This window comes from Methanosarcina hadiensis (assembly GCF_046529725.1).
In the GTDB taxonomy this organism is placed as follows: Archaea; Halobacteriota; Methanosarcinia; order Methanosarcinales; family Methanosarcinaceae; genus Methanosarcina; species Methanosarcina hadiensis.
Genome location: NZ_CP136241.1, coordinates 2,476,390 through 2,492,885, shown reverse-complemented (window position 1 = coordinate 2,492,885; position 16,496 = coordinate 2,476,390). Strand labels below are relative to the sequence as shown.

General features: G+C 40.3%; 14 protein-coding genes. 1 reads left to right on the top strand and 13 read right to left on the bottom strand.

Features of this window, described 5'->3' with window-relative positions; genetic code table 11:
- Positions 1–464 precede the first annotated feature (464 nt).
- The 13 genes from RSJ42_RS10495 to RSJ42_RS10435 all read right to left on the bottom strand — a co-directional run bounded on the left by RSJ42_RS10495 (position 465) and on the right by RSJ42_RS10435 (position 13,772).
- A complete protein-coding gene (locus RSJ42_RS10495) occupies positions 465–2,117 on the bottom strand; it encodes an AMP-binding protein (RefSeq protein WP_410507241.1) in 1,653 nt (550 codons plus the stop codon).
- A 92-nt stretch (positions 2,118–2,209) separates the two neighbouring features.
- On the bottom strand, positions 2,210–2,665 hold the full coding sequence (locus RSJ42_RS10490; protein WP_410507240.1) for an acyl-CoA thioesterase: 456 nt from the start codon (positions 2,663–2,665) through the stop codon (positions 2,210–2,212).
- A gap of 114 nt (positions 2,666–2,779) precedes the next feature.
- Complete coding sequence (locus RSJ42_RS10485; protein WP_410507239.1) at positions 2,780–3,358, bottom strand: helix-turn-helix domain-containing protein; 579 nt, start codon at positions 3,356–3,358, stop codon at positions 2,780–2,782.
- 353 nt (positions 3,359–3,711) lie between these two features.
- A complete protein-coding gene (locus tag RSJ42_RS10480) occupies positions 3,712–4,815 on the bottom strand; it encodes an NADH:flavin oxidoreductase (RefSeq protein WP_410507238.1) in 1,104 nt (367 codons plus the stop codon).
- Between the two features lie 155 nt (positions 4,816–4,970).
- Entirely contained in the window at positions 4,971–5,804 is an 834-nt protein-coding gene (locus RSJ42_RS10475) for a hypothetical protein (protein WP_410507237.1), read from the bottom strand.
- 460 nt (positions 5,805–6,264) lie between these two features.
- The gene (gene msrA, locus RSJ42_RS10470) at positions 6,265–6,831 is read right to left on the bottom strand and encodes a peptide-methionine (S)-S-oxide reductase MsrA (protein ID WP_410507236.1); all 567 of its coding nucleotides are present in this window, start codon (positions 6,829–6,831) and stop codon (positions 6,265–6,267) included.
- A 147-nt stretch (positions 6,832–6,978) separates the two neighbouring features.
- Positions 6,979–7,563, bottom strand: coding sequence for a YbhB/YbcL family Raf kinase inhibitor-like protein (locus tag RSJ42_RS10465; protein WP_410507235.1), 585 nt, complete (start codon positions 7,561–7,563; stop codon positions 6,979–6,981).
- Between the two features lie 360 nt (positions 7,564–7,923).
- Positions 7,924–8,130 carry a hypothetical protein gene (locus RSJ42_RS10460; protein ID WP_410507234.1) on the bottom strand — a complete coding sequence of 69 codons (207 nt, stop codon included), beginning with the start codon at positions 8,128–8,130 and terminating at the stop codon, positions 7,924–7,926.
- Positions 8,131–8,457: 327 nt separating this feature from the next.
- Entirely contained in the window at positions 8,458–9,336 is an 879-nt protein-coding gene (locus tag RSJ42_RS10455) for a DUF362 domain-containing protein (RefSeq protein WP_410507233.1), read from the bottom strand.
- 527 nt (positions 9,337–9,863) lie between these two features.
- Positions 9,864–11,063 (bottom strand): potassium channel family protein, encoded by a 1,200-nt coding sequence (locus tag RSJ42_RS10450; protein WP_410507232.1) that lies wholly within the window; start codon positions 11,061–11,063, stop codon positions 9,864–9,866.
- Between the two features lie 146 nt (positions 11,064–11,209).
- The gene (locus tag RSJ42_RS10445; protein ID WP_410510356.1) at positions 11,210–11,722 is read right to left on the bottom strand and encodes a magnesium transporter; all 513 of its coding nucleotides are present in this window, start codon (positions 11,720–11,722) and stop codon (positions 11,210–11,212) included.
- Between the two features lie 62 nt (positions 11,723–11,784).
- Positions 11,785–12,411: a magnesium transporter gene (locus RSJ42_RS10440; protein ID WP_410507231.1), complete on the bottom strand. Its 627-nt coding sequence runs from the start codon at positions 12,409–12,411 to the stop codon at positions 11,785–11,787.
- Between the two features lie 113 nt (positions 12,412–12,524).
- A complete protein-coding gene (locus RSJ42_RS10435; protein ID WP_410507230.1) occupies positions 12,525–13,772 on the bottom strand; it encodes a pentapeptide repeat-containing protein in 1,248 nt (415 codons plus the stop codon).
- Between the two features lie 203 nt (positions 13,773–13,975).
- On the opposite strand from RSJ42_RS10435, the gene RSJ42_RS10430 reads away from it, so the two are divergent.
- Complete coding sequence (locus tag RSJ42_RS10430; RefSeq protein WP_410507229.1) at positions 13,976–16,291, top strand: DUF2254 family protein; 2,316 nt, start codon at positions 13,976–13,978, stop codon at positions 16,289–16,291.
- The last annotated feature ends 205 nt before the right edge of the window (positions 16,292–16,496 follow it).

Sequence of the window (16,496 nt, the reverse complement as noted above, 5' to 3'; positions counted from 1 at the left end):
GAGGGCTTATAACTAAATATTTAATAGTTTCTCTTTTTTTAAGCAGCTTAAAAATTTCAACTACAATATATAAAATAACTTTTATATGTCGGTTTTTTATTTTCTCCTGAATAAATTTCAAAATTTATTCTTAATTTATTCCTAATTACATGCCAGCAAACTGCTTAACAAATGGATATCTGAAGATACTTTTTTCAGAGTATGGATAATTGTTAAACAAAACTTTGACAAAAATGGAAATAAGAATTCAGTCATTTGATTAAAAGAGGCCAGGATAAACAAAAACAAAAAATATGTAGAAGTGTACAAATTAAAAAAGCTAAATAAAAAAGCTAAATAAAAAAGCTAAATAAAAAAGCTAAATAAAAAAGCTAAATAAAAAAGCTAAATAAAAAAGCTAAATTAAAAGGCTATCAGTCCGAAACTGATAACCTGAATCTATGGTTGCTGTTCTGATCATTTTTTTATTCGTTTTCGATTTCGTTATTCTTTAGCAATTCTACTGCCTGTTCCCTGAGCTTATATTTCTGAATCTTGCCGCTTGCGGTCAGAGGGAACTCTTTTACGATGAAGATATGCTTGGGAACTTTGTAGCGTGCGATCTTGCTTATTGCATAGTCCCTGATATCCGGCTCCGTAAGGTCTGCACCTTTTTCGAGAATAACAAATGCTCCTACAATTTCTCCATACCTTTTGTCAGGGATTCCAACTACCTGAGCATCTCTGACTCCGGGCATGGCGATCAGGAATTCTTCAATTTCGCGCGGATATATGTTTTCTCCGCCCCGGATGATCATGTCCTTTATTCTTCCTGTTATCCTGTAATACCCGTTTTCATCGCAGGTTCCGAGGTCTCCGCTGTGAAGCCAGCCTTCTTCGTCGATCACTTTTCTTGTCTCTTCGGGCATGTTGTAATAGCCCTTCATGATATTATACCCACGGCAGCAGATCTCTCCAACCGTGTTCGGGGGCACTGGCTTATTGGTAGCCGGGTCAACCACTCTGACTTCAACGCCAGGGAAACACTTGCCCACAGTCTCTACCCTGAGTTCCACAGGGTCGTCAACAGTGGTCTGGGTCATGCCTGGCGAAGCTTCCGTAAGCCCGTAGACGCTCGTTATTTGATGGCAGTGCATATCTTTAACGACTTTTTTCATTGCTTCTACAGGGCAGGTAGAACCGGCCATGATTCCTGTCCTCAGAGAAGAGAGGTCAAACATATCAAACATGGGGTGAGTGTACTCTGCAATGAACATCGTGGGCACGCCATAAAGTGCAGTACACTTTTCTTTCTGGACTGCAGCAAGCACAAGGAGGGGGTCAAAAACCTCAAGCATCACAAGGGTTCCCCTGTGGGTCAGGATAGCCATAACCCCGAGCACGATTCCAAAGCAGTGGAAAAGAGGCACGGGAAGACAGAGGCGGTCTTCATGGGTAAATCTCTGGCGGTCTCCAATGGACAGCCCGTTATTCAGGATGTTTTTGCTGGTCAGCATAACTCCTTTCGGAAAACCTGTAGTTCCGGAGGTATACTGCATATTGACCACATCATCCCCGCTAACGCTTGCCATTATCTCTTTGAGCTCGTCATCAGGGTAATGGCTGCCAAGGAGCATCAGCTCTGCAGTATTATACATTCCCCTGTGTTTTTCCTGTCCTACATAAATCACGCTCTTAAGGTGGGGGAATTTCTTGCTTTTCAGACGCCCCCTTTCCGAGCTTTTCAGCTCCGGAACCAGTCCGTTGATAATCTCAAGATAATCAACTTCCCTGAAACTGTCGATTAGAGCCAGAGCCTTCATGTCCGATTGTTTGAGCACATACTCAACTTCATGGCTCTTGTAAGCGGTGTTTACTGTAACCAGCACTGCCCCTATTTTTGCTGTGGCAAACATAAAAGTAAGCCAGTCAGGGACATTTTTTGCCCAGATTCCAACGTGGTCTCCCTTCTTTATTCCTATCGCGAGCAGCCCTTTTGCAAGGTTGTTAACCCTTTCGTTGAATTGACCGTAAGTAAAGCGCAGGTTCCTGTCAGGGTAGATGATAAACTCGTGGTCGGGGTCTATAGCTACCTGTTTTTCAAAGTATCTTCCCAGAGAATCTTCTATAAGATCCATAATTTCAGCCTCTCCTTCTGGACTGTATTTTCAGAAACTCCTGGCTTACATCTGGATTTTACATCCAGGTCAGCAGGTATTCTGAAGTATGTTCAAAGTGGGCAGGGTGAATCCGTATCAGTTTCCGCATCAGCTGTGGAGGCATCTATTGAAGGAAACATATGTGTTTTCAAAATCTCTCGAATTGAGTCCGGAAGGGGAATTGACTTCTGGAGCTTGAAGTCATAATAAACCAGTACTGCCTGGCCTTTGACCTTGAGTTCTCCTTCCTGCCATGCTTCGTGCCCGACAGTGAAGGAACTGTTCCCTATTTTTGTAATATAGGTCCTGATTTCCACATCAGACCTGAAATACATCTGGCTCAAAAAATCAAATTCGGTTCTGACAAGGATCAGGTGCCACACATCAGGGCTAAGGTCAAGGTCAGGGGAGAAAAGCCTGAAAATGGAGTTTCTTCCCGTTTCAAACCAGACCGGAAGGACTGTGTTATTTACATGTCCGAGACCATCAATATCTCCAAAGCGCGGACTAACGTTTATACTGAACATTTCGGATTCCCTAACTCTCATTATCGTACTTAATTATCCAGTTTTAAATCTAAACTTGCTCTTTCAGTCGTCTGTCAGTTAAATTTTACTCTCCTGCCAGCCTGATTAAGGCTTTCAGAGAGGAGCATAGACTACAGCCATTATGCGTGCATCTTCTGTCCCTGCTACATGGACATCATGCGGGACAATGGAATCGTAATAGATGCTGTCTCCTGCACTCAGCCTGTGAACATCCTTCCCGTAGAAGATTTCAATTTCCCCGGAAAGGACATAGATAAATTCCTCTCCCTCATGGGAAGAGAGTGTATGGCTTTCTTCAGGGGAAGGGTGGATATCTATAATGAAAGGTTCCATATGGCGGTCTGACTTATCCGAGGCAAGGGAATAAAACTCAAGAGCACTCTTCTTTGGTTTCTCGGTCTTTCCGGAAAAACGGACCACGTTTTCAGATAGTCCTGCCCTTACCAGTACAGGCCCGCTCTGGGGCATGTCGTCCAGAAAAGTACCGAGACGGACGCCTAAAGCCCGGGCAATTTTTAAAAGAGGGGTCAAGGACGGAACAAGGGCTCCGTTTTCCAACTGCTGGATTAACTCCACGCTGCTCTGACTGGCTTCAGCCAGTTCTTCAACAGTCATATCCTGGGCTTCTCTAAGCTGGCGTATCTTACTGCCGACACGGTTCTCTTCTGACATAATTTCTCTACCTCACACATTTTTTTATCAGGGATCTGGCGGAATAATGTAAACCGGAATCCCTGTTTAACAGCCTGTAAAGCTTATCTCTTTTGTATCTATCTATTATAAAAAATATACGTTCAGATGCGCTTTTCCAGATGATAATTTGAAGGTAATTGTAAACTCAAGATTAAAAATATTTAGAAGATATCGCATAAAGAACCAGGCCGCAGTTTACGATTACTCAAATAAGTTTTGCTAAAGGCTGCTCCCCTGCAATGAGCCTTAACGGAAGTAGAAATATTGAAAAAAATAGAGCCGTAAAAGGAAAAGGAAAAGGAAAAGGAAATTTCAAGATTGATCAGCTCGAATTAAGATTTATCAAATTCGAAATTGCACCTGATCCCGTCGGGGTCAAAGCAGAGGTTGCAGGATACACACCTTGCTTTTCCAACCTTTCCGGATTTAAGTCTTAAAACGAGATCAGGTTCACTGATGAATGTCCTGCTCATGGATATAAGGTCTGCATATCCGTTTTCAAGAAGTTCCTCCATCACGGAAAGAGACCTGATCCCGCCAACGAGGATAACAGGAATATTAACTGCGCTCTTTATTTGTTTGGAGTAGTCCTTAAAGTAAGCCTCTTTAGCAGGAGAATTGATCGCAGTTTTTATGGTCACTCCGCCTGCTTCGCTTATCCCTCCGCTGACTTCGATTGCACATACGCCTGCCTTTTCCAGAAGCTTTGCAGTTTCCACAGCCTGGGATATGGTAAGCCCAAGTTCTGCCTTTGCCGTTCCAGGCTGGAAACCGTCCGTTGCATTCATTTTCACAAGGATGGGGAAACTGCCGCCTGTCTCTTCTTTTATTCTCCTGACGATTTCAGTAACTATTCTTGCTCTGTTTCCCACGGACCCTCCCCACCTGTCAGTCCTCCTGTTCGTGTAAGGAGAAATGAAGTTGCTTAAGAGGAAGCCGTGGGCGCAGTGGAGCTGGACTCCGTCAAAGCCTGCTTTTTCTGCCCGGACAGCTGCCTGTGTGAATGCATCTATTGCCATCAGGATCTCTTCTTCTGTCATTTCTCTCGGGATAGTTGCAGAATGTCCGTCTTTGACAGCTGAGGGAGCTATGGGGACAGGATGATCCTGAGAAACGTCTGCCTGCCTTCCTCCGTGCACTATCTGGAGCACTATTTTGCTCCTGTACCTGCGCACCCTATCAGTAATCTCCCTGTAGGGTTTGATAAAACGGTCATCGTAAATCCCCTGCTGGTTGGCATCGCTCCACCCGCATGGATGGACACAGGAATAGCCTGTTACGATTAATCCGACTTCATTTTTTGCAAGCTCTTCATAAAGGTCTCCAAGTCTGGAAGTGGGTGTTCCGTCATCTTCTGCCATAAATTCATGCGTTGCAGACCTTACAAAGCGGTTTTGAAGTTCCATGTTACAGACTGTGATAGGGTCAAAAATCATAGGAAAAAATAGGTGAGGGAAGGGTAAATAATTATCCCGGATTGAAATGAGGAAATATTACGAGGAAATATTAAAGTCAGATACAAATCTTTTCTTAACGGCAAAAGGGATGAGGAAAGAAACTTCCTCTGAAAATTTAACTAAGGAAATTTCACTCAGAAAATTTCGCCTGAGAACTGTATAGGGTTATCCGGATCATCACGGATAGTAAGATGCAGTTTTTCTGAGCCGCCAAGATTAGTTGCATAACCTGCATGCACTTTTGCTTCATAAGTAAATTCGTTGTCCAGAATAATTTCATATCTGTATTTTCCCGGTTCAGCATCTATTCTGGGAGAAGAGATATCATCGCCAGGATTTATTGTATAGTTTTCTTTGAATACGGATTTGTTATTAAAATCGAAAATCTCGATGGACATCACATGTTTTCTGGAATCATTGTTTGCCAGGAAAAATTGCAGGGGATCAATGCCTGCCTGTTTCAGCCTTTCCGTTTTTTTTTCCCAATCCTGCATAAACACAACATGAACTATTTTTCCATTGTACCTTTTATCAGTTGGTGAAATATTGTAAGTAACGTTCCACGGCTCGCCCGGTTCAACGGACCCGCCTAAAGATTCTTCTCCCACATATAAGTCAGCCCTGCTGTCTCTGTCTTTACCGCCTACAACAGGTCCTGTATAAAAGTAAGCATTTTCTCCTTCAAGTCTGGACTTTTCCTGAATCCTGATCTCAAATTCTTCTCCCATTACGTCAAGAGTCACATTTCCGTCATCTGCAGCTTTCCTGAGCTTATCGATGTCGACAACTATTATTTCAAACCCATCCCAATCTTCCTGGACTTCAATGAAACTGCTGCTGTTAACATCTATTTTTTGAAATATCTTCTCTTCAGTCTGAGCACTCTCTTTGTCATAACTGGAATAAACAGAAAGAGTCACAATTCCCAGAAGAATAATCCCTGCAATAGCCAGAGTTTTGAAACGCATAACCTTCCCTCAAAAATTAAAAAATTATTACCTATATTTAGTGTAACGTATATCTATATTGTGTAATATTGCCTGAAAAAAACAAAAAAAGGGCCGTCAAAAATCAGACTTCAAGAAATCAGACTTTAAATTCGGCAGATATTTGTGCATCCAATTTTTCTTTCATCCTTTCATTCTGCACTTTTATGAAAATTCTGCACTTCTATAAAAAATAGTATAAGGTAAAACAGGAAATAAGCTATGAAATTGATAAGGAGAGTTAAGTTGAAGTGATATCCCTTCAAGCCCCTCCCCTTCCGCTCTATGATGCAGATTTTTTGATTACTTTTTTAGATCAGATTTTTGGATCAGATTTTTTAGATTAGTTCAGGTTTAGTTTTTCTGGACTAGTTTTTAAATTTGTCTTTCGGATTATGGCTCTGTATCAGACTTTTTTGTGCCTATAATCTGCCTCCAGCACTTACTTTTTAAAGCTCCTGAATATATTCTGTAAAAATCCTTTTTTTTCAAAGTACTGCTGGTGGTAATCTTCTGCCATATAAAATTCGGAAACTGGCACTATCTCTGTTACTATTGGATTTTTAAAAGCTCCTGCCCTTTCAAGTTCTTCTTTTGAAGCGAGGGCAGCAGCTTTTTGCTCTTCGCTGTGGTAAAAGATCACGGAGCGGTACTGCCTGCCTACATCTGGGCCCTGCCGGTCTTTTGTGGTCGGATCGTGGATCTTCCAGAAAACATCCAGCAAAGTCTTATACGAGACAATCTCAGGGTCAAAAATAACCCTTACAGCTTCTGCATGTCCGGTATCAAGAGTACAGACCTGCTCATAAGAAGGTCTTTTAAAATGGCCTCCACTGTATCCAACCGCAGTTGCGACCACACCTTTAACTTGCCGGAATGCCTCTTCAATTCCCCAGAAACAGCCTGCTGCAAAGGTTGCCTTTTCTAACCCTTCTCCCGGGTTTTCAAATATCTCCGTATTCTCTTCGGACGTCGAGTTCTCCTGTTCGGCTTCTGTTCTTTTTTCCACTGCCTTCCCCCCTCAAGTATCGGAAATCAGGTATAATTAAGGTCAACTTATAACTCAGGTATGTTTTATATCAAAGCATTGTAAAAAATTTAGATCAATATACCGGGTAATTACATACTTTATCCGGTATAAGACATTCTCATCTGGTCAGGTTTTGCCATATTTTCCCATCAATTCCCCTTCGGCAATTATATGCCCAATCATTTCGCTTTCAAGCTCCTTTCTGCCTGCTCCTGCTTTGAGCTCAAGCTGTCTGTCCAGCGCATAAACCCTGAAGAAATATCTGTGCGTGCCTGAAGAAGGGCATGGACCACCGTATCCTATCTTCCTGAAGTTGTTCATTCCCTCAATCCCGGGAATGCTATCCTCCTCTATTTTTGCTACTGGCTCAATGTTCCAGACAATCCAGTGAGTAAACGGATTCATGGGGGAATCAGGATCGTCCATAATCAGTACAAGACTTTCAGCCTTCTCCGGAATATTTGCGAATTCCAGAGGCGGATTTATATTTTCCCCATTACATGTATACTTCCTGGGGATAGTACTGTTTGGTTCAAACGCGCTGCTAAAAACTTTTATAATCTGGATGTCCATATTCTCATCCCCTTTGCCGGCATAGGAAGGCTCATTATTTGAAGGTGTTTCAGCCTGCTCGTTTTTGATGCATCCCGAAATCAGTATTACTCCTGCAAGCAGGCACACTGGAATAATTGCTCCGGCTTTTCTTTTCATGTACAACACCAGTCCCTGTGATTAGAGGAGACTGCCTAACACTATAATATTAAGGCTGAAGAGATATAACCTTAAGGATTTCATCCTGAAGCCCAGCCTGAAATTGGGATAAATCCCAGAGTCTGAGATACTTCAAAACCCTCTCGAGTCCCTTGAGGTACTGGCAAAGGGTTCAGCCTGTTTAGCCGGGTCTTTTAGCTTAACTCTGCACTAGCTTAAAGCCTTTTACGGCGTTTTCAGGCTTTTCCCACCCCTGGTGCATTACCTCCGGTAACCTGAAGAGGTATAAAAATAAAACACGGTTCAGGGCCAGTCTCTAAAGCCTTTTCATAATAAGGACTGAATTATGGAGGCAGGTGATCAGTCTTCGACTTCAAGAGCCTGGATTATATCATTAACTGTGGCCTCTCCTCTAGCTACGCGCTGCACCATCGGATAAATAAACGAACAGTCGTCTATTGCTGCCCATCGGGCTTCCCCTACGCGTCTTACAACCTCGTTCATAACTCTTCCACAATCAGCACAGTATTTTTCATCGCTGTCTATTCCACATGATTCGCATTTCATAGAAAATACCCCAATAAATATGGTATCGTTAAAAATAAATAAATTTTGGTAATTATTCGCATATTATACGCAATTGAATATTGGAAAACTGAGATTATTGCAAAAAAAGAAAATTTCTCCTTATTTCTCCTTATTACTCCCTGTAAGCCTGTTTAATTTTTCTCTTTTTGTCAGTTATTTTATCCCGGAAACTCCTGCTGTTCCGGGCCCTTTCATTTTTTGCCCTTACCTGGGTCATAAGTCGGACTTAATACATACTTACAGGAGAAGGACTGATAAAGAGACTGATAAAGAGACTGATAAAGAGACTGATAAAGAGACTGATAATCAGGCAAGATTGGTGATTATTTCATCTATCTCCTCGACTCCAGAACCTTTTACCGTGATCTCTTCCTTACTTTTTACACCCAGCCCAAGTTCTACAGCCCTTTTTATCTGCGGCTGAGCCCATACTGACTTCTCCTGGATCTTTGAGACCGTGCCCAGAGTTTTCAGAAGGGCAAGTCCTGCAGCATCGTTTGCAATCACATCCTGGCTTGCCAGTACGATCCCGGGCTCCACCAGAGTCCCGATATTGGGGCCCTGAGTCACAAAACACTTTGTAGCATCCGAGATATAAAAATCAGGCTTATAAACGAGATTGGACTCAGCAATCATATTTCCGAAAAGTGTGTCCATACCCTGTCCATGAGGAAGCTGCCTCCTATCCCTGTCTGCTGTTATACTTATCTGGGACTTGAGGCCCATTGTGAATGTCGCAGTCCAGTGGGTCTTGATTACCGGAAGGGCAATCATATAATCAACAGATGCCAGAAACTCAGGAACGTCAAACCCCAGAGGCCATGAATAAGCCTTCCCTGGTTCGACATGTTCCCTTTTCATGTGGTCAAATGTCAGGATCTCATCAACCCCTTCCTCCTCCGCAACCTGCCAGAGCCCCAGTTTTTTGAGAACTTTTTCCGTGTCAAGAGTTGTCATCGATTTTTCAGCCACAATTATTTTTCCCGGATTGTATCTTTTTACTTCCCTTATAGCGCCCCTCAACACCTCCGGATTAGTAGAACCCGGAGCAGGGTCAGCAGTATTCGCATTCGGCCTGATCAAAACCGTTTCCCCTTCTTTAATTCCCAGCCCTCCGGCAAGTTCCACAGCCGTCCTTACAGACTCCAGGGTATCCTTATTTCTCGAAAGTCCAACAATTACCATATCAAATTCCCATAAAGTAATTGTAATCCGGAATATAAAAGCGTCCTATAATTCTTTGACTTCCGAAGTTAGTAAGAATAATCTGCTAACAGCACCGTTTGAAGCGAACTTACACAGGATAAAAACTCCACACGCGGCTGAAAAAATCAATTCATATACCAAATCCTCTTTTCAATTCACTGTTAACAAAGTGCCTTCAAATTGTTGAAGAATATTAAAAAAGTAAAAAAAGTTGTAATTTTTAAGAGAACACATAATTCAATCCTCTTGAGCGCAGTTTATTGCAGAATTGATTATAACTCACAAAGTAGTCCGCTCGAGCTTAGCTCACTCTATAACTTATAAAGTAGTTCTCTTGAGCGAAGCGAGAAGGACCCTGCCCTCCCGAGACAGGACTTGCGTATTTCAACCCAAAAATTAGTCCTCTTGAGCGAGCGAAGCGAGCGAAAAGGACCGCGTACTCCCGAGGCGCAATTCGGGCGAGACAGAAATCGGGTAGAACATAACTCGACTTATCAAATGTTTTTTTACTGGTGTAGTTTGCATTCGCACATCTCTATAAGAGCGCCCTCTCCGATTCTTGAGCCGCGGGCAATAAGCGTGTCTCCTGCCTGGACAACGGTGTTGCTTTTGGGAGCATAAACCCAGCGGTCAGCTCTTTTTATCGCCATGACATGCAGTCCTGTCTCGGTTTCCAGTCTCAGTTCCGAGAAGGTCTTCCCCACAATCGGAGAGCATTTTTCAACCTGGAGCCGTGTAATCACTTCTTCTGAGTTACGGACTGCGAGGGTAATGATCGGGTGGAGCTCTATGTCCCTCAGGACAGTATCTGCAATCCCGTAGGCAGCGTCTGAAATTGCTTCCGAGGCGCTGGCAAGGTGCAGGATTCCTCTAAGTATATTCACATCATCTACATGTTTTGCGGTTTCAAGCACCCAGTGCTGAAGTTCGTATTTCATGGAATCCATTTCGGACTCAAGGGCACTGACTTCGTATGCTATGTCTTCGTTATCAAAAAGAATGGCAGAGTATGCAAGCCCAACAGAGAGTTCAGACATGTTTTTCATGTCCACGATTATATCCACTGCGTGTTCGAGGTCTTTTATGACTTTATCATGCTCGATTTCCCTCGGAATGAACTTCTTTGTAGTTGCCATCTGAAAGAATATGGGGACACCTTCGTCGTGCCCTCTGGCAAATAGCACGTCTCCCTGGCGAATCCGGGTTTCCGTGTCAGGGTCGTAAATCCAGTCTTTACTTCTGCGGATTGCGATTATCCACATTCCGGTTTCTATATCAAGTTCGAGATCCTCTAGAGTGCGTCCTACCATTGCGGATTCTGCAGCAACGGTTGCCCTTACAATAGTTTCTTCTGCTTCTCTTAGGGCTACCTTCAGTTCCATAGGGATGCCCATATTCATAAGAACGATCTTGGCAATGTCGCCAGCGGCATTTGCTATATTTTCCGAAGATGCTGCAACCTGCAGGACTCCAAGGAGTTCTTCAGCTTCATCGACCCTGCGTGTGCTTAACATTGCAGCCATTTTCATGTGATAGTCGAGGGTATCCATCTTATCTTCAAGGTTAAGCACCTCTTCTGCAATATCCTCATCATCATAGACCATTGCAGAATATGCCAGGTCTACCATGAGTTCGGAAGTATCCTTCATCTCAGTCAAAAGGTCTATAAGATTCCTTGGACTGTATCTGAATTCTTTAGGGAACATGGTCTATGTATCAACTCTACCTTATTGGTGTGTATGAGGTATGTCCCTCATAGTAATATTAATTTTCGAATTATTTTTGCTTACAAGCTTAATAAATTAAATATTAATGTAATGGATAAAAGTCAAACTGTTATGTCCTATCCGGTTTATAAAACGTTCAGTAAATGCAGGGCTACAAAGATCCCGATAACCCCTACAAGGTCTCCAAGGCTTGCTATAAAAGGTATTACAGTATCATCGGGGTCCATCCCGAAGCGGTGTGAAGCAAAGGAGATGGCAACTGTTGCTGAATATACGACGGTAAGTTCTATTACCACTGCAATAAGACTGATTCCCAGAAGGGTAGTGAAAGGCATGCCGAAACCCATAAGCCAGCTTGCAAGGAAAACCAGCATACTGACAAAGATTGAAGAAACAAAACCCACAATTGCAGCTGCAATGACACTGTTGTGCACCACCGGGTTTCTGTAAATCCTGTCCCCGAGACCCATATGAAATGCGGATGAGAGCCTGGCTCCAAGCATGCTACCCGTATCCCCTCCTATTTTGACAAGGGCAGGGATAAGGATAAGGATTGCAGGCATGGAAAGCAGGCTGTTTTCCCTTGTATTAAGGATCTGTCCTACAATAATGCCCATTACGCATGTTATGGTAAGCACGGGAAGCCCGCGCCGGATGATGCCCTCAACAGTGTAGTAGCTAGTCTGTCTCCCTTTTTTTCTCAAAGCATCACCACCAGTTTTGCAGAGAGGAAGAGCATGAGCATGGAAACAATATCCCCTATGGTCGCAATCGAGGGTGTAACAACATTATCCGGGTCAAAGCCGTACCTGAAAGTACCTATGGCAAGCAGGACAGCAACAAAAGAAAGTATCACTCCGGAAGTAAGGGCAGAAATCGCGCAGATGAGTACAAGTTTAAAAATGCCCGCACTCTCAAATCCCAGCGCAAGAGTAACAAAATGCCCTAAAACCCCGAGTACAATTGCCATTATAAATCCCAGGAGAAGAGAACCCGAAATATTATTTGTTAGCTCAGGGTTGTTCCTGTCAATATCCGTGATCAATCCCATATGGATTGCACTGCCGAGCCTGGAACCCAGGGTTGAGGAAACATTCCCCCGCAGCCCGAGAACACCCGGATATATTACAAGTAACCCCGGAATCATCTCAAGTTCATTGGTCATTCCTGAAAGAATTATTCCTGCAATCACTCCTCCCACAGTCGCAAGAAGTTCAAAGGGCAGCGCCTCGCGTACAATTGACGAAATGCTCGCGTATTCGCTGAGGTACATGTCTATAAACTGGGATTCGAAGACATCCTCGTCCCTTTGCGACTCTGAGGGCATGCGCTTGTATTATACACTGATATTATTAAAATAATGGGTTGTATCTGAAAGTGAGTCTGCGAAAAATTCTTTGTTTATTGGGGGCATATTAGGTACTAGGAATCTCATTATATTTAATCTGAAAAAACAAAAGACTCATTTCCAGGTTCATCGTCAGGTTCGTCATCTAAAAGGTGAGAATAGCCTTTAGCTCTGAGTTCTGCTTCTAGCTCAGGATCTAATTCTGCTTTGTAAAGTGTTTTCACTTTTGAGAGCTGGTCAATGGTTAGATTCTTAACTTTTTTAAGGTTAGCTCCTTCAAAATTAGCTCCTTCAAGGTTAGCCTTTGCAAGATTAACTGATAACAAAAATGCATTTCTAAAATTTACTCTTGGGAGGAAAGCCCTTTCAAGGTTAGACTTAAAAAAATTTACCCCTTGTAGATGAGCATTTCTAGAGAAAATGTTTTTAAGGTTAGATTTGGTAATGTATGCATTCTCAAGGTGTCCATTCTCGAAATTAACTCCTTCAAGACAACATTCAAAAAGTTGAGCATTTTCAAGATTAGCTTCTTCAAAATCAGCTTCTTCAAAATGTGTTTTTTTAATATAAGCTCTCTGAAGGTAAGCTCGTTTAAAGTTTGCTCCCTCAAGGTGAGCATTTTTAAGTTCTATCATTTCCAAATACGTATTATTAAGATCTAAGTTATCTGGCTCTAGGTACTTAGATTCATTATCATTACAGGCATATTTACGCTTACCTAAAATAGTGAGAATTGATTGGATATCTAAAGGTAATTTTTTTAATTTAGAATGTTGTTTTTTTGTACTTTCATTAGCTTGAATATCCATTGATATAAGGTCATATACTGGAAGTGAAATTCCGTTTAATTTATCAACATTAGAATTTAATCTAACATAAGCTGTTAATATTTCCATTATCGGCCAATAATCTTTCTCTGATTCTCTAGATATTCTTTCAAGTGCATATATTCCACCCAAACGGATCTCTAATTTGTCACTGCCTAACTGGTCAATAGCTCTAGTGAAACGTTCAGTAATCTGGCCTTCTCTAGCAGTTGTAAGATTTCCCCAAGCAAAATAAATTCCAATGCCGACAGCAACACCACCTAGTATTTGGGCTAGTGTAGCACGGGACTGGTTTTCGAGAGTGACTTTTTCTGTAACGTTATTTATTCCTGAGACTTGCCAGTGTGGAAGTCCAATTAATAGGACTATAGCAGTTACAATAATAATTATGCAAATTAGACAAGTTAATGGACGCTGTTTTATTTTCTCATAGAGTTGCTTTATCTCTTTTTTTGCATTCCCTAAAAACTGATTCAACTCTTCCCTTAATGCCATACTTCTTTCCTTTGCCACAAACGTTTACCTGTCCTTTATCAATTATGAACAAGTTAAACGTTGCTATTTATACTCAAAGGATAGGATATGGAAAGTTGACTGAGAATACGTAAAAGCAATCTTACTAAGTTTTTTCAAAATTAATTGAGAAAAGTATATTTTACTAAGAGCTTAAATTTTTCAATATCTTTATATTGAATAATATCTGTATGTTCACTTATATGGTGAAAAATTTATATAGTTCACATATAAAAAAATGTAGGCTGACTCCTTACATACTTACTTTTATATTAATATTCATATTTATATATTTTATTTCAGGATCTTTTTTTGGAGTTCACATTGGTTTCAATACTACTTCCCCTGATAGCGCCAGATCTTTACTTAGCACTCTCATACAGAGTGAAGCCGCAATTCTTGCAATTGTTATAACACTAAGCTTAGTGGCAGTACAGCAGACGGCAACTTCCTACTCTCCAAGAGTAATTCAAGTATTTATGAATTGGATGATTAATCCTGACTTTTACTTATTAACATTAATTTATTTGGTATCTATGGTATATGGGATGTGGGTATTGAAGCAAATATGGGGTGATTCTGGGAATATAGTAGATTTTGACCATAGCTTCTTTAATTCATTTGAAACGCATATTTGGTTTTCGTATGTGCTTGGTACTTTCTCGTTTTTTTCATTAGCCATATATATTAGGAATACTCTAGATTTACTTAAACCATCAAATATAATTGAAAAGATATCGGAAAAAATAACCGATAAAACAATTTTATCATTTCATTATATCCAAAATGATGAAATTGGAAATCAATTGCCTGAACAAACTCCAGAAGATGAAAATAACATTGAAGAGAGAGAAATTAAATTTTTTCAAAATCAACTTAACAAAAAGAGTTTTTTAATTAAATCTGACTCAATCTTATCTAAAAAAATTTTTGATGATAATCCTATACAACAAATTCTTGATATTATAGTCAGTTCTGAGATAAAACATGATTTTGCAACAGCAAAGTATGGATACAAAAGAATTATTGACTGTACAAACAGTTTTGCTATAAGCCAAATTGATAATAATCTCCATTTACCCATCGTAAAAGCCTTTAAGACTTTTGGATCTTTTTCTGTGACTCAAAACGATCGTGAATCAGCTCTGATTTTAATCGATTATTTACATGGCATTGGAATTAAAGCAGTTGATAATAAAGAAACTACTCTAATTAATTTGACAATAAATTCTCTATGCGAAATCGCGAAAGTAGCAACAGGACAGAAATTAGAGGATATAACAATTTGGGCGTTGTTATCTATTAAAGATATTGGCATAGAGATTATTAAAAAAGATCTTAGCACTGTTGATATTTCTGTAATCGAAATTAATCTTAGATCGATTGGTAAAAGAGCAGTTGAACAAAGATTAGAATCAGAGGCAATTTTCGTTGCGAGAATAATTAACGAAATCTGTAAAGAACTAATAAACAAGAATTTAAAAGTTGATATCCGGCAGTCCATAAAATACCTTGAAGAAATTGGTAAATTCTCAATTAAACAAGAACTTGAAATGTCAATAAGTATGGTTGGAATAATTTTAAACGAAATTGAAACAGAAGTTCTGAAATTAGATCCTGGAGATAAAGCATCTAAAGAAAAACTGAGTGAATTTGATACTCTAATAACATCTACATTATACTCTATAGGCATGTTTGGCATAAGTGCAGCTGAACATAAATTTGAACTTCCAGCAAAAAATACATTGATTACGCTAAAAGATATTGGGATTTACGCAGCAGAAAGAAAATTTGAAATTGCAACTAAGGGTTCCTTGTCACTCATAAAAGATATTGGAATCCAATTGATCAATCAAGAGATAAATAATGATAGTGTTGTAAAGGATGTAGTGTCATATCTTCGAGAGATTGGGGAAATTTCAGTAAAAAATGACATGTACGAGCAAACAATTGATGCTGTGTCTTTCATTGACCATATTGGAGATCTTGTTGTCAGGAAAAACACCGCAAATTCAATTCGTATACTATCATCTTTTCAAAACATTGCAGTGCTTGCAATTCAAAAAAGTCCAACTTGTGGAATAGATCAAAATCTAATGTATATAATTAATAAGATAACAATAGCCATTGAAAAGTTTGGAGTCAAAGCCGTAGAACAAAAAATGAATAATGACGCAAATAATAGTATTAGAGTATTAAAGGATATAGCAGACTTTTCTATAGATTTGAGAAATGAGTATTACCTTATAGATACCGTTCAATCAATTGAAGAGATTGGAAAGTTGTCGGTTATTAAAAAACTTAGACACTCCACCGAAAACGCTGTGATTTCGATAAGAGAAATTGGATCTAAAGCAATACAAAGAAAATTAAATCAGATTGCCTATCAATCGCAAATATCGTTGGAGAATATTGCATCGCTTGCGACTGACACTAAATTATTCAATGACTCCATAATATTGGAAAGTTTAGAGGAACTTAACGATAATATCATTGCATATGATATCACGAATATGTAAAATAACCTCGGTTGATATTATTACTCACATTTCCTTATTTGCGGACTACATTTCCTTTTCAATATATAAACAACGGGTAATATAGTGTTTACTTATTATAGTTTTACATATGCCGTCCAAGTTGTCCAACCTTTTTACATTTATGCTACAAATAATTACAGTGAAAGGGTGATTTACCATAAGTTCAGATTAACTTGGTCAATCT